The organism is Aggregatibacter segnis (assembly GCF_003130075.1).
Lineage (GTDB): Bacteria > Pseudomonadota > Gammaproteobacteria > Enterobacterales > Pasteurellaceae > Aggregatibacter > Aggregatibacter segnis_A.
The window spans coordinates 12,501-31,455 of record NZ_NRCW01000006.1; the positions used below are offsets into that span (position 1 = coordinate 12,501).

Below are 18,955 nucleotides of genomic sequence, written 5' to 3' on the forward strand. Positions count from 1 at the left end.
ACATGAAAGAATTTATTTACATATATTTAATTATTGGTTGCTATATTGCTCATAGAAGAACATCAAAACTAGATGTAAACTCTAAAGAATTTTTAATCTCATATGTAAAAACAGTTGTTACTTATCCTATTGAGATATTACGCGAGTTAAGCAATAAAAAAAATAGCAAAGGAGAAATGTAATGTCATTTCAAACCTTTGGGAAATTTATTTTTCCTGCTGTAACTACAATCTTTAGTTTAGATGTATTATCTTCAGCATATCACGATATGTCCTCATATGATATCAGCTATAGCGAAACTGGAGATCTGTTAGAAGCAAGCTTTCCACACAATATTAAAAACTCCTGTAACTCTGAAATAAAGAAAATTTCTGTTACTGATATTCTTCATAGTCATGAATATATAGATTATTTTGTTGAAGGAAAGACAGATCTTGATAGAAGTGATTACTTTAAAAAAGATTATTGTTCTCAAGATGATTCTTTTAATAGAAAAGAAGCAGAAACTAAAGCTTATTTTGAGAAAAATCGCGAAAAAATTGAAGCTGATTATAGGGAGCACTTAGAAGATGCTAAAAAGTATCTATTTAAAGAAAACTCATATAAAATCAAAAACTCTGGAATTTACTTTCAGTTAGAGTATAACCATGAAGAATATGAAAAAACAGGTAATGTAAACCTTAAGTTAGAACCCACTGTTAGTTCATTTAGAATAGAAAATGTGGATAATACTCCATTTGAAAATGTTCAATTCTATATTAAACCAAGTAAGAAACAACTTGAAGTTTTATCAGAAAGTAATGAGGTTGTTTCAAATGTATATACTAGAATGGACTTAAATTTAGAAAGTTTAAAAAAATTAGGTGCTGCCGGTTGTAATTATTCAAGCCATACTGTATCAACATTTTTCGGGTTAGGCGGTCAGACAACCACAAGCTCGTCAGCTTGCATTGCAACTAAATTGGATAGTGCAACGATAAAGCTTATCAAATTTGATGGATATTACAATTCTGAAGGAGAAAAGCAACAATATTCAAGCCCTATAGATCCTTATGATGACAAAGGAAACCGCTGGGAATTACTTGAAGAAATACCAATAAAATGGAAAACTAAATAATAATTCAAATAAGGGCTAATCAGCCCTTATTTTCTTCATAAACATAAAGCCCCTTCACAATTTTCTGCAAAACAGCCAAAACCTCAATAACCTCTCCTACCAAGCAATTTATCTTAATCTCACAGCCATATCGTTCAATTTCTTTACTAAAAATTTCTGATTTATTTGATTTCAAATAATGTCTTTCATAAAAGTTACAAATAATATGGATAACCCTAAAAATTACTTTAGACATTCTTCTTCCTTCAACAGGGTGCTTTATCGGGAACTTGATAAAAAAAGAACTTAAAAATGGATCTTCACCATTTCTTATAAAATAAATGTATTGTTCATATGAGAAAAGGATAAAACCATTTGAGGAAGCAAGTACATCACGATTATTTAACATATCATACATATCTTTAATTCGATACTCTTCTAGGCTTTCTAAGATATAGATTTCATGTTTATCTCTGATACCTAAAGAGTGCAATTTATCGCGTATTTCTCTCCACTTATCATAGCAATTCCATTCATTCTCCATATTTTTCTCCTACTTATTTAGCTAGAAGAAGGCAATAAAAAATCCTCTTCTAGTGACTTTTATCAACAAAAAATAACTAGAAGAGGATTTAATTTACGTTTATTTAATGTACTCATAAAATTTCATGGTGTCAATATATTGACATTATAAAAATTTTTAAAGCCTCAAAAAGAATACCATTAGTATCATAATGATGGATTATACAAAAGAATCTAATGATGTTTTACTTAAATATCAGTATTCTTTCTGAATGCTACGCAAAGTATGTAGTTTATTATTGATGTCTTTTATAAAGTCATCAATATGAATACAGAAGAACGCAAAATGTTATTAAAACAGCTCGGTTTGTCGATTAAATTAGCAAGAGTACGAAAAGGTCTTTCGCAAGAAGAGTTGGCAGAATTGGCCGGTTTACACCGTACTTATATAGGTATGGTGGAGCGTGCCGAGCGTAATATCACGGTTATCAATCTAGTACAGATAGCAAAAGCCTTAGATGTTTCGCTAGACAAGTTGTTTGATAACTCACTATAAACAATAAAGCCAATCTTTTTTAAGATTGGCTTTTGTATTTTTAGAGGTAATTACATATCTTGATATTTAAGCAAACCAGAAAGGTGTTCTATAGCATGAGGATTTTCATTTTCAGCAGCTATTTTCCCCCATAACATTTCTTTCATAATACCTATTCCCTTATTTTCTTTAATGCCTTTATCACTTCATCCTTGCTTAATACTTTCCCCATTGAAACAACTTTATTATCAACAACCAGAGCTGGTGTGCTCATAACTCCCATTGCTGCAATTTGACCAAAATCAGTAACATGATCAATTTCATCCGTCATGCCAAGTTCGCTAAGTGCTTCTTTCACATTCTTCTCCAATGCATTGCATTTATCACAACCGCTACCAAGAACTTTGACACTTGCTCCTGATGAAAGAGTTTCCTTCACTGCCTCAACACTTTCTTCATTACAAGTTCCTCCACATGTGCAGTTAGATTGTTCCTTAACCATTTCCTTTTCTTCTTTTTTCTTTCTAAATAAGATCATAATTTCAATCTCCTTTTCTCTTATATTTTTCTAAACTAATAGATGCTGAATTATATTAAAGAAATAGCCTACAATAACAATTCCAACAGCACATATTACAATAAAAATCCCAATTAACTTCGGTTTTACTGCTTTTCTAAGCATAATCATTGACGGTAAGGAAAGTGTAGTTACCCCCATCATAAAGCTTAAAATTGTTCCAAGCTGTGCACCTTTTGCAAGTAGTGCCTCTGCTACTGGTATCGTACCAAAAATATCTGCATACATAGGAATACCAACCAGCGTTGCCAGAATAACACCAAATGGATTATTACTGCCAAGAATCTTTTCTACCCAACTCAGTGGAATCCAATTGTGAATAACAGCTCCTATTCCAACGCCAATCAAAATATAGGGAAATACTTTCTTAAACGTGTCTATAACTTGTTGTTTTGCCAAAGAAATCCTTTCTTTTTGTGTTGGCTCATCCATATCGATATCGACTGCATTCGTTTTTTGAACAAACTCTTCCACTTCATTTTCTAAACCCAGTTTTTCAATAATCGCTCCACCTATCACCGCAATAACAAGCCCTACAATCACATATATGATAGCAACCTTAGAACCAAAGATACTCATCAGTAAAACAAGGCTCCCTAAGTCTACCATTGGCGATGAAATCAAAAAGGAAAATGTCACACCTAATGGAAGCCCCGCACTGGTAAATCCGATAAAAAGCGGAACAGACGAGCAGGAACAAAATGGTGTCACTGTGCCAAGCAATGCCGCAATACAGTTTGCCCATATTCCATGAAAACGCCCCATAAGCTTCTTACTTCGCTCTGGTGGAAAGTAGCTTTGAATATATGAAATTATAAAAATCAAGATGCAAAGTAGTATCGTAATCTTCAAAACATCATATAGGAAAAACTGTACACTTCCCCCCATTCTGCCTGAAGTGTCAACTCCCGCTTTCTCTAATAGATTTCCAATTAGTGTATTCATCCACTTCATTCCCAGAATCTGGTTTTGAATAAAATCCCAAATCATCATTGACTGCCCCCGCTTTCTTCTTTGTAGCAAGATAATCCTTCAACAAAAGTTTTAAAAGTATTCAAGGTCTCACAATTCAAGGAATAATGATGCCATCTACCTTCTTTCCGGTAATTCACCAATCCACATTCATTTAAAATTTTCATATGATGAGATAGTGTTGGCTGTGTAATTTCAAATGCCTCCAATAGTTTACAACCACATTTTTCCCCATCGGAGAGCATTTGGATAATCTGCAATCTGTTACTATCTCCCAGAGCTTTACAAATTAATGCTACGTCTATTGTATTCATATTTTCCCCATTACATAGATAGTTGTCTATGTTTGGTTTTATACACTATACATAGATTGATGTCAATGTGTAGTGGTGCACTACAATTAGTAGAATTCTGTAAAATACAGTTATAAAAAACAATGCCCTTATCGAAATAAGGGCATTTTTGTTTGAATTTTGGTCTTTGTGCAACTGCTGCATAATACCGTGATTTTACCTTATCTGTTGAGCATAAATAGCCTAGACGCTCCGATATATTCGCACTCCAAGTTATCCCATTTGTTGCACTTTTATATAGTTCAAACGCTTTTTTGGAAATCTTGTTCTACGCCAAATCCATTTTCATAACAATATGCCAGTTTTTCCAATGATTCTGGAGTGCCTGAAAATTCATGTAACTCTTTATTCATTGCAAAAGAAATTTGGTAGCATTCTTGAAGAGTTTCTGAAATGTCCTTGTTATCCGCTTTCTGTTTAATGCACTCAAGCGATTTTATTGCATCATCAAGGTAAAGGCCTAAATATTTGGTTTTGGGATAACATCTGGCAATGATTCTCTGTGCTGTAAAATAGCCTTCCTTAGCGGGCAATTTCGCCCATTTGAGTGCTTCATCATATAATTTTCTTTTCTCATACCATAGAGCCACATAAGTGGCTGCAAGCAGTTCGCCTTGTTCAGCTAATTGTTTATAAAATTCAAGAGCAAGTTGCTCAAATTCATTTGTCGTGTCACTGATTGGATGAAGCTGTTTTTCATTATAGATTTTCCAAATTAACTCAGAGTTTTTTTGAGATATCCATCTGTCTACATCTATCTTTTCTAGAACAGAAGCTGCAGAAAATAATGATGCACTATCATTTTGTTTAGCTGAAAGTAGAAAATAATGTAATGCAGCGGCAAAATCCCATTTATGATCTCGATATAAAATACCCAAATATCGCTGGATAAGCGGATTCTTACTATTCCTGACAAATTCTGCTCAATAAAAAGCACGCTCAAGATGACTATCAATTTTGGCTTCATAGTCATCTTCTATATTCTTTCCATATAGATAAAGCTCAATCAAACGAAGAGAGGCTTCTTCATTACCCTTACGAGCTGCTTTCTCATATTGTTCAATAGCTTTGTAGTAACACATTTCCGTACCGACACCATATTCATAATGCCACCCTAGAATTAAATTCGCCTCAACATCATTTTGGTTCGCTGCTTTACAATGATAGTGATATGCTTTTTGAGCATCTTTTTTAACCAAAATACCATTAAGATAATGCCAACCTAGCATTTTCTGAGCATTCCTATCGCCATAATCTGCTAATTTTGCTAATAATTCCATTGCATCATTGGTATAATACGGCATTTCTGTTTTAGGCTTACCGATAATAGTTTCTATATACATCATATTTTCCACCTATTAAGTATAGAATTTGATACGAGTAGTATAGTGAAAACGCCTATCATGATGAAGAACCATCGAAAGAAAATGATTTGATGATTGTATTACGATATAAAGTAAAGTTAAAACCAATCTATAAATTAATTAAGGGGTTTGGATAACCTAAAAAACCTGCCAATTTCCTTGTGATTTCTCCTTTTAGTAACACTGAAAGTAACATCGGTAAAGTTTGAATTTAGATACTTCCTTATAATTAGAGGGTTTGTGACATGTAATTCAGATGACCCCAGCATCCAAAGCAAACTTATTAAATCCAAAAAGCCCTTGAAAATATTAACCTCAAGGGCTTTTTTATATCCTAAGCGTTCCTATTAAATCCTATCAAATCCTTGAGTTTTAGTAACACAGAACATTGATTTTGGTAACACAGACTATGGCACGAGTAACCACAGCTTTAACACCAACACAGATAGATAAGGCAAAACCACAAGAAAAAGAATATAACCTTGCGGACGGACAAGGATTATTTTTGCGCATTAAGTCTAATGGCGTGAAAACATGGTTATTTAATTACTACCGCCCTATCACTAAAAAACGGAATAATCTTGCGTTAGGTGACTATCCGGCAGTTACACTCAAGCAAGCCAGAGAAAAGCGAGCTGAATACAAATCCTTGTTAGCTCAACAGATAGATCCGGCAACCTATCGCCTACAGCAAGAACAAGCTAAGCAAAATGAGCTGAATAATACCTATGAAGCAGTAGCGTGGGCGTGGCTTGAGTATCGCAAAACCAAAAAGAACTTTTCAGATAATTATCAAAAAGACGTTATAAGCCTGATTAATCGTTGCTTATTACCGCATTTTGGCCATTTGCCTATTTCCCAAATTACCGCGCCAATGGCATTAAAGGCATTTAAGCAGTATCAAGATGAAGGGCATTTAGAAAAGCTCAAACGGACGATTCAGAAACATAACGAGATCATGACTTATGCCCTACACCGAGACTTAATCTCTTTTAATCCTACGGCGAATATCGCAAAGGAATTTGACAGCCCAACGGTTGAACATTTCAAAACCCTTAAGCCGGAGGACTTAAGTGAATTTATGTTCACACTACAAAACGCTCAGATTCACTTACAGACGCGTTATTTGATTTTATGGCAACTGCTCACCATGACAAGACCGAACGAAGCGGCTACGGCGAAATGGGCGGATATTGACGAGAAAAACAGAATATGGACTATTCCGGCGGAGCAAATGAAGCGTGGCATTGAGCATAGAATCACGTTATCACGGCAAGCCTTAGCCCTGTTAGGACAAATTAAAAAATTGAGTGGTGGAAAAACTTACCTATTCCCCAGTGTAAAGAACCCACAATCCCACGTTAATACGCAAACGGCAAATGCCGCGATTAAGCGAATGGGTTATGCCGGTAAATTGGTAGCGCATGGTTTACGCAGTATCGCTAGCACCTATTTAAACGATCAGGGCTTTAATAGTGATTTGATTGAAGTGGCACTATCGCACCTCAATTCAGACCGGGTAAAAACCGCCTATGACAGAGGGGAAAAATTAGAACAGAGATTTAAGCTATTGCAAGCATGGGCGGATTTTGTAGAACAATCCTCACAAGGCATGTTGCCGCAATTTCATTTAAAGATTGTGGCTTAGAAACTGCTAAAACATGAAGAAAGTGCGGTCGTTTTTGACGGCGTTTTACTGTTTGAGAATTTAAAGAATTGGTGCGACTAGGTGCGGCGTAATTAACCGAACCGAAAGATGGTAACCCTTATTGCTATTTGTCGCACTTCCACTAATAAGAGCAACGTTAAGGGGCGTTAAAAAATGGCTAAAACCCAACAATATTATAATTCTCTTCCTGAATGTTCTATTATTGATTATGAAGTTATTCCATTACCAGAGGCGGCTTTATTATGGTGTGGTGTAAAATTTGAAGATTTATCAGAAGAAGTTAATTTACTATCAAGAATATCTCAAAGTATTTATTCTCACCCTTATATACCTTGCTTAGAGAAAAAAACAAGAATAATTAACCGTGCAATTAATGAAGGTCGATTAAGAGCAGTTAGAGAGCATGGAGAAGGTGGAGAGGTCGTTATTGATCATCTAGGCAATGTTAAGAAGAACACTAACGGAAGCCCAATTATAGATCACGTTGCTTATGATCGCAGGCACTTTTGGATAGCTGATTTAAAAAATTTTATTTCTGAAAACTATCCAAGCGATCGACCTAAAACAATTTTTCACGATGAGGAATTAAAAAATGTAATAAATTTAGAAGAATATGAACGAATGAGCAAAGAATATCAAAAATTCCTAGCTGAAAATACTAATCTACAAGCAAAAGTGAATGAACTACATACAAAATTATCATCTAAAGAAAGTCAAATTAGAGATCAAGATTTAGCAATGCAATCTTTATCTATTCAACTTCAACAGTCTAAAGCAAGCCAACAAGACGCTGAAGAACGATTAGAAAAAGGTCGTCATGCGTATAGAGAATTGCTAAATAAGCACAATGCTTTATCTGCCAATCCTAACAATAAACTAACCTTAGATAACGCACTTTATTTATTAGGTGAAGTTCTTCTTGCGGTTAAAAATGATAGAAGAAAATGGACGCAAAACGAAATTACCGACAAGATTCTAGAACACCGACAAAATGAAAATAGAACAACACAAGGTTTAGAGCAACGAACAATCGAAGAATATTTTGCCAATGCCAACAAAAGACTAAAACCATAATTCACCAACGCCCATTTTAGGGCGTTTTTCATATCCGCTAAAACTCCTTAAAAATCAATCCTATTTTTTCGTTGCGAAAATATCTTTTTCGTTGCGATGATTCAATATTTTCACTTTTCTACAATCTACTCCGACACAACGAAGCCCTAAGCGGTTTTAACCATTCCAACCAGTACGGAGTAAAACAATGAATCAAACTGATCGCATTATCCGCCGCCTTGACACCATGAAAATGCTAGGCGTAAGCAAATCCACCTTTGTCGATTGGCAAAACCCTAAATCGAAGCGTTACCGCCCGGACTTTCCAAAGAAAATTCAATTAGGGGTTAATTCAGTCGGTTACTTGGAAAGTGAAATCAACTCTTATATTGCCAAACTGGCAGAAGCGAGAGCGTAGGAGGACGTTAATGATTATTTCCACCACCAGCACGGGCGAACAACGCCGATTCACCATTGAACGGTTAAGAGAACGCCCGCACAGCACCAACGAACTACGACAAATGGGCGTTTATTCTCCACCGGCACGTATTAAGGAATTGCGCAATCAAGGTTATTTGATTGATACGTTCTTTCGTGATGAAACCGACAACACCGGCTTAACCCACCGTGTAGGCGTTTATGTTCTACATGAAAACACAGTAAGCCAAAAACGCAATGAGACGAGCATAGAGGGATTTTAACTATGAATAATACACAATCACTAACCCAACCCCAAAAATGCAACACAGTGACGCTATGGGGTATTTACGCAATTATTGAGCGTATGTATGAAATGGCTGATTTATCACTTGATGGAAAAATAACACAAACCCGAATTGATGAGACCGGGCAAAAAGTACAGATTCCGTTCACGCATAAAGACGCTTTAGAGTTTATTTGCGATCAAGCCACTTATGCCCTGATGGAAATAGACCTACTGAAAGGACAGCTTGAAATGCTAATTAGCAATCAAGAAGACAAAAGCGAATCGGTTAATTTGCCGATGGTAGATTTAGGAGGCTCGCAATGACAGAGCAAGCGACAGACCAAACCACCAACGAAGAACAGGAAAAGCCCACGTTAGAAATGGCGCGGGAATATATCGCCAAACTACGGGAAGTCACCGGCGCAATGGTAGAGGGAAGAAAACTTAAAGACCACCTGACGCCCGCCGACGTATGGAAACTTGTTCACGTGCACTTAGGCAAAGCAGATCGCCTGATTGAAATCGCACAAGAGCAACTAAAGAGAATTTAGGCAATGAGTTACAGGAAGGAAATACGACAAGATGAAAACTGAAATTATTAATCTATTACAAACTACACAAGCCCTTGATGGTGGAAATCAAGGTATTAATGCGCGCGATGTTCACCGACTTTTGAAATCAAAACGGCACTATTCAATAGTGGGTTAAAGCACGAATCGAACAATCGGGCTTTATTGAAAATTAAGATTTCGCCATTGTTCAAAGTTTAGTCGTTGATTTGCCAAAATTGGCAAGCAAAAAAAGCGATTGTTTTTTGCGCAACAAAATGGGGGAGCAAAAAGAAACCCGAGGAGGACATAATAGGGTTGATTATATCGTTACCCTTGATATGGCAAAGCACCTTTGTTTAATGGAGAAAAACGAAATTGGCAGAGCGGTTAGACAGCACTTTATTGACGCGGAAAGACAGTTAAAACAGGTCGCACCGACAGTTTATAAAAACACGCTTGCCAAAACACAGGCACGGCTGGCGGCAATCGACCATAACCGCGAAATGACGGACGCAATCAAGGCAACATTACAGCGCACCAATAAAGCCCCTAAAGCGTTTTATTACTCAAGGGAACAGGAAATGCTGGATAGTCTTGTTCTAGGTGAAAACGTGCGCCGGTGGAAGAAACAACAAGGCATTATTGGCAATGTGCGCGACCAATTCACCACAGAACAACTAAACACACTGAAAACCTTGCAGGCCACCAACACCGCGCTAATTAATTTAGGCATGAACTACTATGAGCGCAAAGGGCGATTGATAACACTGGCAGAACGGGAACGCCACCATTCATAAACAAAAATGCCTATGCTTTCTTCAAGAATGGGCATAGGCAAGATTAAGTATTAAATTGAACAGGTTTATTATATGACGGGTTACGCAGAAAGAAAAGGCAGAAGCGGTAAACGTAGCGAACTGAAAAAAAGTATTAATGACAGTACATTCACTGCCTTACGGCATGATGTAATCAATAGCCCTAGCTTCTTAGGCTTAAGCAATTCCGCAAAAGTGGCTTTTCTACACTTATTGGCAAAATATAACCGTAAGAATAACGGGGATTTATCCGCGCCACTGAACAGAGCCAAGGAATATTTTAATTTATCTTCCCCAGGGCTTAGCGTGGCGTTAAAGGAACTTGAGCAGAACGGTTTTATTGATACCACCCGGCAGGGCGGCAAGAATCAATGTTCACTTTATGCCTTAACGTGCTTTCCGCTTAATGATGTGAACAAAGCAGGAATTTTACTTAAGGCTACAGATAGACCAAGCGACAAATGGAAAAAACCATAATCACTTTTGACCCGAATTTTTTTGCGAAAAAGCAAATTATATTTATCGTTCATTTTCTGAATAATTTTACAGATAAAAAGCACAATAAAAAACATAGCATATGGCTATAATATATAAAGGTATTAACTCAGTTACTCAATGAGAACTTTGAAAACCATCTGACTGATTAACTCAGTTACTCAATCCCCATTAAAATTGGGCAAAAAATGCGCACATTGATTAACTCAGTTACTTAATTTGATTAACTCAGTTAATATCAAAAAATCGAAATTACTTTCAAAAACCGCTTTACAAACTCCCCGTATTTTTGCCAATATAATCATGCAGTCGCAAAAACGATTGCCAGCCGTGAGAAGCTGAATTATTTAACATTGGCGAACGATAGCACGCCTTTGAACCGTGCTTTTTTTGTTCGTAACATTCGCACACCTAAAGAATATGCGGATTTTATTTGCAATCTAAATCCGATCATCCTCTCAATGGTAGTTCGTAATGGGCAGTCTTTATTGGCTGGCTGCTTTCCAATGTTGGCAGTTTCTCACCCTGTTACGCACTACCGCCCGACCGTGAGAAGTCTAGCAGTAGTTCCTGAAAATCTAACATTGGAACTTACGCAAATGAAACAATTCATTTTTGCGGCTATTCGCCGTACCGATCTAACCAATCACATTCAAAAAATCCGTATCACCGCTGACACAGAACAAGCTGCGCGCACTCAATGCGCCCGTGATTTTGTTCTTGTACTTACCGGCAAAATCAATCTTCAAAACAACGTGAAAAACGACCGTACTTTTACGGCAATCTCTCGTGATTCTATGGAGGTGGCTCATGGCTAATCAAATTCCTACACATTGCGCTATTCCAATGGCTAAGGTGGGTAAACTTCAGAGTTCTATTCGCAGAGCGAAAGCAATTTTGGCATTAATTCGGAACGATGGGGCGGACATGGATTTAGAAGGCTTTTATACAAGTGAAGAAGTTATTCGAGCCGCCTTATCTGCGATTGATGATTATTTAGAGCAAGCGGAGCAATCCTCAACAGTAGATTTTTATTTCACGAAAGGGGGCGAATGATGAAGCAATTAGACGCAATGGACGAAATTACAAAAAATCTTGCCCAAGCGGAAGCCATTTTGCTTATGGTGGATAACAACATAAAGGAAACGGCAGTAAGTGATTCACTTTGGGCGGTGCGTGATCTGATTGCGCGGACTAAAGACGCGGTAAATGTGCTTTGGGAGGGCGGAAATGAAACCAACTAACCCAATGGCACAACTTCAACAATGGAAAGCGAACAATACTAAGAGGTTAGTAAGCGATGGTGGAGTATCAGTTAACGGCGTACACCCTAACGCGCTCAAAATTGAGCTGGTTAAAAGTGCGATAAAAAACTGCGAAATTGATTGCGAAACTGCGAAACGAAGCAAAACACAGCGAACCCTTGATAATACTGGCTTTATAAAAAGAAACTGCGAAACAGGTTGCGAATTTGCGAAAGCGCACAATGCAAATTTACATTCTGTTCAAAAAACGCAACAGGAAGCGCAAGGCGGAGAGAAACGCAAATACCAAGAGAAACTGTTTATCAATCCATTGGTGGCGGAATATAGCCAGCTTACGCGCCAATTTAAGCTAATTCATGATAGTAACCGCAAATGCCTTGAAGTTTATCCGGACGACTTCCATCACAAACTAAAAATGCGTGGGGAATGTGTTGATTTAGTGGAGCGATTAAAAGGTGGTGGAAAGTTATTCAATGACTTAGCCAAAGGCACAAATTTAAACGCGGAACAGACCGCACTTTTAAAAGACTTCAATCAGGCAAGCGGCTATCTAATCTACAAGTTTTCAGAGGTGGTAGCACAGATTGAGCGGTTACAGGACGTTATATTGACTTAGATCGGCTTCAGTCTTAATATGATTTACAGAAAGGCTTGCATCTGACTGCATATGTGACGGCAACTGAAGCCCGAAGGCAGTTAAAAATTGTGAGCCTTTTGTTTTATTCCAAAACAGCAAAATGACTTAAACAGTCGTTTTTACTTTTTGGAATTCTCTTTTTATAATGTCAAAAAACTCCCATTCGGTGGCGGAAATGCGAAAGGTTAAAGCAAATTGCGAAACGGATAGCTACCGTAACAGCCGATTTAATGCCGTGAAGCATGGCGGATATAGTACGGCTTTTCTCTCTTTGAGTAAGGAAGAACGGGAGCAAATTTTCGACCGGTTAAACCGTAGCAAAAAGCGTTTACATGTGGTTGATTTTAAAATTCCTCCAATCGATAAAGGGGCGGGGGAAAATCTCTACAGTATTCCAAACTCAGAACCGCCTGATTAACTCAATTTCCACTACCGCGAAATTAAGATTTTATGATGATGGCAGATAATGGCGGCTAAAAGCGGACTTGTTTCCTCTTGAATAAAGGTACTCCTAGGCGGGTTAAGGCTTCCACGGGGTAGCAGGCACGCGGAGATTGCCGGTTTTTCACATTTCTAACCATCATCATCTTATGGTTAAATCGCTTTTTTATAATTTCCGAAAACCTCTTTTTTATAGCGTTCAGAAACCTCCCTATTGCCGCTACTTTATATAATGACTTTTGATTTTAGTAACACAAATAGTAACACGATGATTTTCTGAATTAATCAAAATACTATTCTATAAGGATTTATAAACATTAATTCAGATGACCCCAGACAAACTTATCAAATCCTAAAAGTCCTTTAAAATATTGACTTCAAGGGCTTTTTTATATCCTAAGCGCTCCTATCCAATCCTATAAAATCCTTGGGTTTTAGTTATACTGATAGCCGTATAGCAAAACCGGTATAACCAAAATCACACAAAACCTATTATAAAAAAACGTTAACGATGTTTTAGCTATACCCGATTTTTTAAAAGTCTGAATTACCGCGCCAATGGCATTAAAGGCATTTAAGCTGTATCAAGACGAAGGGCATTTAGAAAAGCTCAAACGAACAATTCAGAAGCATAACGAGATCATGACTTATGCCCTACACCGAGACTTAATCTCTTTTAATCCCACAGCAAATATCGAAAAGGAATTTGACAGTCCGACGGTTGAACATTTTAAAACCCTGAAGCCTGAGGTAAAGTGCGGTCGATTTTGATAGCGTTTTACTGTTTGATAATTTAAAGAATTAATGCGGCTAGGCGCGGCTTAATTAACCGAACCGAGAGATAGTACCCCTTATTACTATTTGTCGCGCTTTCACTATAATGGACGTTAAAAAATGGCTAAAACCCAACAATATTATTCTCTTACTGAATGTTCTATTATTGATTATGAAGTTATTCCATTACCAGAGGCGACTTTATTATAGTGCAGTGGTCGGTTAAGGGTCGTTAGAAAACACAGAGAAGACAGAGAAATCGTTATTGATCATCTAGGCAATGTTAAGAAGAATACTAACGGAAGTCCAATTCATAGATCACGTCGCTTACGCTCTTTCGCCAATCCAGCTTTTCCCTCACGCCTAACAGACCATCCCCCGAAAACACCTTCAAAAAATAAGTTTTTTATTTTCGACGAAAATTCTCCGCACCGTCCTCTTTTCTAAGGTAAGTTAAAACCCATACTAAAACGACGCCGAAAATGGCTGAGGTGAGGAAAGTCGCACTGAAAGCACGTTGAAGCAATTCGCCACTGTCCCCAATGAAATGGCGATAAAGATCTAAAATCACAGCGGACACGGCAATACCGATACTGATTCCCACTTGTTGAATCACACTGAGATAAGTAGCGCCTGCGCTGGCATTGTGTTCGTCTAAATCACTAATCGTAAGTGTGTTGACGGAAGTAAAAATAATCGACATACAGCTACCATACCACGCCAAAATCAGCACCAAACACCAAATCGGTGTGTCTTGTTGCAACAGGCTCATGGCAGCAATAGCAAGAGCCATCGAAAGTGCGGTCAACATTAATGTCGTTTTATAACCCAAATGCGCCAGAATTTTGCCAACAAAAGATTTGGTTAACACCGAACTTAGTGCAATAGGCGCCAACAACCAACCGGCAACTTCGGCACTATAATGAAACACCACCTGCAACATCAGCGGCATCAAAAACGGAATGCCTGAACCACACAAACGGATGAAAATATTCGCCACCATGCCAAGTCGAAACGTACGCGTAGTAAATAAATTTAACGGTAATAAGGGATTCTGAACCCGTTGAGCATACCAATAATAAAAGGAGAAACAGCCGAACCCCACAGCCAAAATTAACGCTGTCAGCCATTGGTCGATACGGTCTTCAGACAACAAATCCAAGCCGAGTGTTAAGCCTACCAGCCCACCACCAAACAGCAAAAAGCCCCACCAATCCAGCTTGCTAATATTGCCTGTGCTGTTTGGCATATACCGACCGGCAAATCCAATCCCAAGGATACCAATAGGAATGTTAATTAGGAAAATCCAATGCCAGCTGGCATGCGTCACAAGCCATCCACCCACAATCGGCCCGAGCACCGGACCAATCAATCCCGCCATCGCCATGGCATTCCATGCGGCAACCAATTGATTTTTGGGGACATGACGAATAATTGCCAAGCGTGCTACCGGCATCATCATTGCCCCGCCCAGCCCTTGCAACACGCGCGACCAAATCAATGCGTTTAATGAATTGGAGGCGGCACAAGCAACAGAACCAAGCACAAAAATCGCCACCGCAACCCGAAACACATTGAGCGTGCCGTATTTATCGGCAATCCAACCGGTGAGTGGAATAAATAATGCAACAGTGAGGGAATAACTGATTATCGCCATTTGCATTTCTAACGGTGATTCATACAAATTGGCAGAAATGGCAGGCAATGCCGTATTCAAAATGGTGGCATCAAGGGACTGCATAAATAATGCCATGGCGGCAATTAAGGATAAATGGCGATAATGTTGGAGCTCAGGCATAAAAAACCACGCTTAAATTCGACCGCACTTTTGCTCGTACCAAGCCGTAATAAAATCAGCAATCTGCGCGATATTATTAATATCCAAACAAGGTTTATCTGCCGCTAAAGGGTAATCTGTAGCAACGGCCAGCACCAGATCATCAATGTCAGGTAACGGTTTAATCATGTCTTTACGGTGCAACAGAATCTTTTCAATAGGCTCCTGTTTGAAGCCTTCTACTAAAATAAGATCCGTTAATTCGTGATCAAATTGTTCACATAAATAAGACAGGGAAATATGTTGTTGGGGTGTTTCCGTCATAAGCGCCCAGCGGTAGTCACAAGCCATAATCACTTGGCTGGCACCGGCATCTTTCATACGCCAACTGTCTTTGCCCGGTTTATCCACTTGCGCATCATGATGACTGTGTTTAATCACCGCCGGGCGCAAGCCACGTTGTTTTAATTGGGGAAGTAATTTTTCCAACAAGGTGGTTTTGCCACTGCCGCTGTAACCGGTAATGCCAAGCATGGGGAGCATAATATTTCCTTAAAGACAATAAAATAAACGGGCTGATTATATACCAGCCCGCCAAAGAAAACGAATGATGCTCAAAGATTTAGAGCACGCGCAGCAACACCGGTTGATAAGCTGATTTGCGATTCAGTTTTCGTGCATACCAACGTACACCAAGGAAGGAAAGTGCGGTGGAAATAAAAATAAAAAATACACTGACAAGTTCGTGACTAAACAACGAATCGAACAATAAGGTGCTGAAGACTAAAGTGAACAACGGGACACAATACATCAGCAACGCAGATTTGATCAGGGAATGTTCAGACAAGCCAATTTCGACCAACTGACCCACTTTTAACGGTGTAATGGTTTCAATGGTGAAAATATGCTCGCCTCGCTCACCGCTACCGGCTAATTCCGATAATGCCGAATTCCCGCAAACAGATTTTGCCGCACAAGCGCTACAGGCACTTTGCGATTGGCATTTTACTTTCGCCTTGCCGGATTCGTATTCAATGACGACCGCACTTTCTGTCAACATAATAAGCCTGTTTAGTTTTTCTTAAATTGAATGTCTTGCACGATACGTTTTGCCGTAGAAATCGGCAATTGCCCAATAATCGTCACGTCTTTGTTATCCACAGTTTCGTTATAAATCGTGTAGGCACCTTGTCGCCAAGTATTATCTTGCAGTGTATTTTCTAGGATTTTGTCGGACACATATAACGTAAAAGAAAACAGTCCGTCGCTGTAAAGTTGCGATTCGATTTTATCGTCGCCATCACGTTCAATACTGCGATTTACCGCTTTAAAACCTTGTGGCAACCAACCTGGCGTCCAATTAAAATCCGGTGTTTGATTCGCGTTTTTATCCATTAATAACGGAGGGAAAGCGACTTGATTGAGATAATCTACCAAACCGGAAATCCCGTCTCCCACATACAGATTTACAACACGAAATTGATCCAATAAATTGCCATCCCGATCAAGCATATCACTGCGCAACAGTAAGTTATTGTCTTCATCAATAAAGGCCACATATTGATAACGAAAATCGTCTTTCGGCAAAATTCGAATGGTTTGTACCACATGATCCGCTACGCGATTACGCCCGATATTAACGAAATCATAGTATTGCTCCAACGTATCAAAATTCGCTCGGATGAGTGGCGGTAAATTATCGGTAATGCCTTCACTATTAATGGTGAAAGGTTGATAGTTCGGTTGAAAATAGCTAATTAAATTATCACGTTGCACAATTTCTTGTTGTGCGCCATCTAGCGTCACCAATTGCGCAAAAGTTTTGCCATGAGATTTAAAATGACGGTACCGCAATGAATCCATGTTAGAAGGCGTAGTTTGTACAAAAGAAAATTCATAATTTAGCTGTTCCGTCGCTTTCTTCATATCCTGCAAAAACTGTTTCGGCGAAAATGTTTCTGCACCAAGGGAAGAAAATGACGTGCTAAATAAGAAAAAAAGTGCGGTGGTTTTTAGAAATGTTTTTAACATGATCAAATTCCTAATAAACAAATTCACCACCAAAAAATGGTGGTGAATTCTCATAAAAAACAATTATGCCGGAATACATGAATTATTATTTATTGCTTTGATTCTGTCCTAAATTCATTGAATCGGCATAAACACGACGTTGTAATTCATAGCTTTGCAACATAGCGCCAATACGTTTATTTTTTTGTTCAAGCTGTTCCGTCGTAATAACATCTTTGCTTGGCGCATTGTAACTGACTTCTTGCACACCGTTGTTAAAAGGCAATGTTTGTAACACTGGGGTATCTGCTGCATTTTGTACGGTAGATTTTGCAGTGAAAGATTGTACACCTAATACAGCCACCAAGCACACACCCGCAGCAACAGCAACCTGCGTCATCGGCATAAACCATGCTTTTAACTTTTGCATAAACGGAGAGTTTTCGACTTCCTGCGGCAATGGTTGAGACTCAGTGACTTCAGCCATTTGAATTTCTTCTGAAGCAATCAAACTTTCCATTTTTGCAGTGAAATCAGCACCCAAGAAAACATTTGTTTCTTGACGCATAACAGAACGAATGGTGTGGAAATTTGCCCAACTCTCCTGCAATTCCGCATCTTGGCATAATTGTTCGGTGAGTTCATGATTAACTTGCTCACCATCAATATATGCTGAAAGTAGTTCTTTTTGCATGTTTGTACTCCGACTAATCGTAGTTGTATTTTTGTTTTTTATTAACGTTGTAAAAGCGGTTTCACTTTACTTTCAATGATTTCACGCGCTCTAAAAATCCGAGATCTCACAGTCCCCACCGGACAATCCATAATTTCTGCAATTTCTTCGTAACTTAATCCCTCGATTTCGCGTAAAGTAATTGCTGTGCGTAAATCTTCTTGTAAACCTTTAATCGTATCAAATACGATATTCTTCAACTCGTTGGATAACATTTCATTTTCAGGCGTATCCACAACCCGTAAATTTGTTCCTACATCGTAAGATTCTGCATCTTCAGCTAAAATATCTTCGCTTGGTGGGCGACGGCCTTGTGCAGTCAAATAATTTTTTGCAGTGTTCACTGCGATTCTGTATAGCCAAGTATAGAAAGCACTATCACCACGAAAAGAGCCGATGGAACGGTATGCTTTTATAAATGATTCTTGTACAACATCGGGAATATCATTCGGTGAAATATACCGAGTCAGTAATCCAGCTACTTTATTTTGATAACGCGATACCAACAAATTGAAAGCTTTCTTATCTCCCTGCTGCACCCTTTCTACCAAAGCTTGATCTGTTAGCTGTTCAGCCATATAACCTCAAATATCACGTCTAACAAACTTTA

27 protein-coding genes and 2 pseudogenes are annotated in these 18,955 nt (G+C 38.4%); 17 read left to right on the forward strand and 12 right to left on the reverse strand.

Annotation, left to right across the window (positions count from 1 at the left end):
• Window positions 1–2: 2 nt before the first annotated feature.
• The gene (locus DK415_RS07330; protein ID WP_005564322.1) at window positions 3–182 is read left to right on the forward strand and encodes a hypothetical protein; all 180 of its coding nucleotides are present in this window, start codon (window positions 3–5) and stop codon (window positions 180–182) included.
• Complete coding sequence (locus DK415_RS07335) at window positions 182–1,117, forward strand: hypothetical protein (protein ID WP_109433075.1); 936 nt, start codon at window positions 182–184, stop codon at window positions 1,115–1,117. Before DK415_RS07330 ends, DK415_RS07335 begins: the two co-directional genes overlap by 1 nt.
• A 19-nt stretch (window positions 1,118–1,136) precedes the next feature.
• Here the strand turns inward: DK415_RS07335 and DK415_RS07340 are convergent, their stop codons facing one another.
• Entirely contained in the window at window positions 1,137–1,640 is a 504-nt protein-coding gene (locus DK415_RS07340) for a hypothetical protein (protein WP_109433076.1), read from the reverse strand.
• A gap of 303 nt (window positions 1,641–1,943) precedes the next feature.
• Here DK415_RS07340 and DK415_RS07345 point away from each other — a divergent pair, with 303 nt between their 5' ends.
• Window positions 1,944–2,174, forward strand: a complete 231-nt coding sequence (locus tag DK415_RS07345) for a helix-turn-helix domain-containing protein (protein ID WP_005564317.1) — start codon at window positions 1,944–1,946, stop codon at window positions 2,172–2,174.
• 151 nt (window positions 2,175–2,325) lie between these two features.
• On the opposite strand, the gene DK415_RS07350 is transcribed toward DK415_RS07345, so the two are convergent.
• The 5 genes from DK415_RS07350 to DK415_RS07370 all read right to left on the reverse strand — a co-directional run bounded on the left by DK415_RS07350 (window position 2,326) and on the right by DK415_RS07370 (window position 5,401).
• Window positions 2,326–2,691 (reverse strand): thioredoxin family protein, encoded by a 366-nt coding sequence (locus DK415_RS07350; protein ID WP_109433077.1) that lies wholly within the window; start codon window positions 2,689–2,691, stop codon window positions 2,326–2,328.
• Window positions 2,692–2,721: 30 nt separating this feature from the next.
• Complete coding sequence (locus DK415_RS07355) at window positions 2,722–3,723, reverse strand: permease (protein WP_109433078.1); 1,002 nt, start codon at window positions 3,721–3,723, stop codon at window positions 2,722–2,724.
• Window positions 3,720–4,016: an ArsR/SmtB family transcription factor gene (locus tag DK415_RS07360; RefSeq protein WP_109433079.1), complete on the reverse strand. Its 297-nt coding sequence runs from the start codon at window positions 4,014–4,016 to the stop codon at window positions 3,720–3,722. Before DK415_RS07360 ends, DK415_RS07355 begins: the two co-directional genes overlap by 4 nt.
• Window positions 4,017–4,297: 281 nt before the next feature.
• The gene (locus tag DK415_RS07365; RefSeq protein WP_109433080.1) at window positions 4,298–4,933 is read right to left on the reverse strand and encodes an SEL1-like repeat protein; all 636 of its coding nucleotides are present in this window, start codon (window positions 4,931–4,933) and stop codon (window positions 4,298–4,300) included.
• A gap of 45 nt (window positions 4,934–4,978) precedes the next feature.
• Window positions 4,979–5,401: a tetratricopeptide repeat protein gene (locus DK415_RS07370; protein ID WP_109433081.1), complete on the reverse strand. Its 423-nt coding sequence runs from the start codon at window positions 5,399–5,401 to the stop codon at window positions 4,979–4,981.
• 427 nt (window positions 5,402–5,828) lie between these two features.
• Between DK415_RS07370 and DK415_RS07375 the strand changes: the two genes are divergently transcribed.
• From DK415_RS07375 to DK415_RS07440, 14 genes and pseudogenes are all read left to right on the forward strand, one after another.
• Window positions 5,829–7,067, forward strand: coding sequence for an integrase arm-type DNA-binding domain-containing protein (locus DK415_RS07375; RefSeq protein ID WP_109433082.1), 1,239 nt, complete (start codon window positions 5,829–5,831; stop codon window positions 7,065–7,067).
• A 174-nt stretch (window positions 7,068–7,241) separates the two neighbouring features.
• Window positions 7,242–8,162: a hypothetical protein gene (locus DK415_RS07380; protein WP_109128979.1), complete on the forward strand. Its 921-nt coding sequence runs from the start codon at window positions 7,242–7,244 to the stop codon at window positions 8,160–8,162.
• A 187-nt stretch (window positions 8,163–8,349) separates the two neighbouring features.
• Window positions 8,350–8,559, forward strand: a complete 210-nt coding sequence (locus DK415_RS07385) for a helix-turn-helix transcriptional regulator (RefSeq protein WP_109433083.1) — start codon at window positions 8,350–8,352, stop codon at window positions 8,557–8,559.
• 10 nt (window positions 8,560–8,569) lie between these two features.
• The gene (locus DK415_RS07390; protein WP_109433084.1) at window positions 8,570–8,842 is read left to right on the forward strand and encodes a helix-turn-helix domain-containing protein; all 273 of its coding nucleotides are present in this window, start codon (window positions 8,570–8,572) and stop codon (window positions 8,840–8,842) included.
• A 2-nt stretch (window positions 8,843–8,844) separates the two neighbouring features.
• Window positions 8,845–9,171: a hypothetical protein gene (locus DK415_RS07395; RefSeq protein ID WP_109433085.1), complete on the forward strand. Its 327-nt coding sequence runs from the start codon at window positions 8,845–8,847 to the stop codon at window positions 9,169–9,171.
• Complete coding sequence (locus DK415_RS07400; protein ID WP_109433086.1) at window positions 9,168–9,398, forward strand: hypothetical protein; 231 nt, start codon at window positions 9,168–9,170, stop codon at window positions 9,396–9,398. Before DK415_RS07395 ends, DK415_RS07400 begins: the two co-directional genes overlap by 4 nt.
• Before the next feature lie 31 nt (window positions 9,399–9,429).
• Window positions 9,430–10,195: pseudogene (locus tag DK415_RS09570) on the forward strand (antA/AntB antirepressor family protein).
• A gap of 72 nt (window positions 10,196–10,267) precedes the next feature.
• Window positions 10,268–10,690 (forward strand): winged helix-turn-helix domain-containing protein, encoded by a 423-nt coding sequence (locus DK415_RS07410; protein WP_109433087.1) that lies wholly within the window; start codon window positions 10,268–10,270, stop codon window positions 10,688–10,690.
• Window positions 10,691–11,061: 371 nt separating this feature from the next.
• A complete protein-coding gene (locus tag DK415_RS07415; RefSeq protein WP_204098404.1) occupies window positions 11,062–11,526 on the forward strand; it encodes a host cell division inhibitor Icd-like protein in 465 nt (154 codons plus the stop codon).
• Window positions 11,519–11,764 (forward strand): hypothetical protein, encoded by a 246-nt coding sequence (locus DK415_RS07420; RefSeq protein WP_109433089.1) that lies wholly within the window; start codon window positions 11,519–11,521, stop codon window positions 11,762–11,764. Before DK415_RS07415 ends, DK415_RS07420 begins: the two co-directional genes overlap by 8 nt.
• On the forward strand, window positions 11,761–11,952 hold the full coding sequence (locus tag DK415_RS07425) for an iduronate-2-sulfatase (protein ID WP_239305638.1): 192 nt from the start codon (window positions 11,761–11,763) through the stop codon (window positions 11,950–11,952). Before DK415_RS07420 ends, DK415_RS07425 begins: the two co-directional genes overlap by 4 nt.
• A complete protein-coding gene (locus DK415_RS07430; protein WP_109433091.1) occupies window positions 11,939–12,589 on the forward strand; it encodes a hypothetical protein in 651 nt (216 codons plus the stop codon). The genes DK415_RS07425 and DK415_RS07430 overlap by 14 nt, the downstream gene beginning before the upstream one ends.
• A 196-nt stretch (window positions 12,590–12,785) precedes the next feature.
• The gene (locus DK415_RS07435) at window positions 12,786–13,028 is read left to right on the forward strand and encodes a hypothetical protein (RefSeq protein WP_109128968.1); all 243 of its coding nucleotides are present in this window, start codon (window positions 12,786–12,788) and stop codon (window positions 13,026–13,028) included.
• A 569-nt stretch (window positions 13,029–13,597) separates the two neighbouring features.
• Window positions 13,598–13,801: pseudogene (locus DK415_RS07440) on the forward strand (integrase); the annotation flags it as partial.
• A gap of 430 nt (window positions 13,802–14,231) precedes the next feature.
• Here DK415_RS07440 and DK415_RS07445 read toward each other — a convergent pair.
• The 6 genes from DK415_RS07445 to rpoE all read right to left on the reverse strand — a co-directional run bounded on the left by DK415_RS07445 (window position 14,232) and on the right by rpoE (window position 18,923).
• Window positions 14,232–15,623, reverse strand: coding sequence for an MDR family MFS transporter (locus DK415_RS07445; RefSeq protein WP_109433093.1), 1,392 nt, complete (start codon window positions 15,621–15,623; stop codon window positions 14,232–14,234).
• 12 nt (window positions 15,624–15,635) lie between these two features.
• Window positions 15,636–16,145, reverse strand: a complete 510-nt coding sequence (gene mobB, locus DK415_RS07450; protein ID WP_109433094.1) for a molybdopterin-guanine dinucleotide biosynthesis protein MobB — start codon at window positions 16,143–16,145, stop codon at window positions 15,636–15,638.
• A 79-nt stretch (window positions 16,146–16,224) separates the two neighbouring features.
• Window positions 16,225–16,662, reverse strand: coding sequence for a SoxR reducing system RseC family protein (locus DK415_RS07455; protein ID WP_109433095.1), 438 nt, complete (start codon window positions 16,660–16,662; stop codon window positions 16,225–16,227).
• 11 nt (window positions 16,663–16,673) lie between these two features.
• Window positions 16,674–17,633, reverse strand: a complete 960-nt coding sequence (gene rseB, locus DK415_RS07460) for a sigma-E factor regulatory protein RseB (protein WP_109433096.1) — start codon at window positions 17,631–17,633, stop codon at window positions 16,674–16,676.
• 85 nt (window positions 17,634–17,718) lie between these two features.
• Complete coding sequence (locus DK415_RS07465; protein ID WP_109433097.1) at window positions 17,719–18,306, reverse strand: sigma-E factor negative regulatory protein; 588 nt, start codon at window positions 18,304–18,306, stop codon at window positions 17,719–17,721.
• A gap of 41 nt (window positions 18,307–18,347) precedes the next feature.
• A complete protein-coding gene (gene rpoE, locus DK415_RS07470; RefSeq protein WP_006719952.1) occupies window positions 18,348–18,923 on the reverse strand; it encodes an RNA polymerase sigma factor RpoE in 576 nt (191 codons plus the stop codon).
• Between the last annotated feature and the right edge of the window lie 32 nt (window positions 18,924–18,955).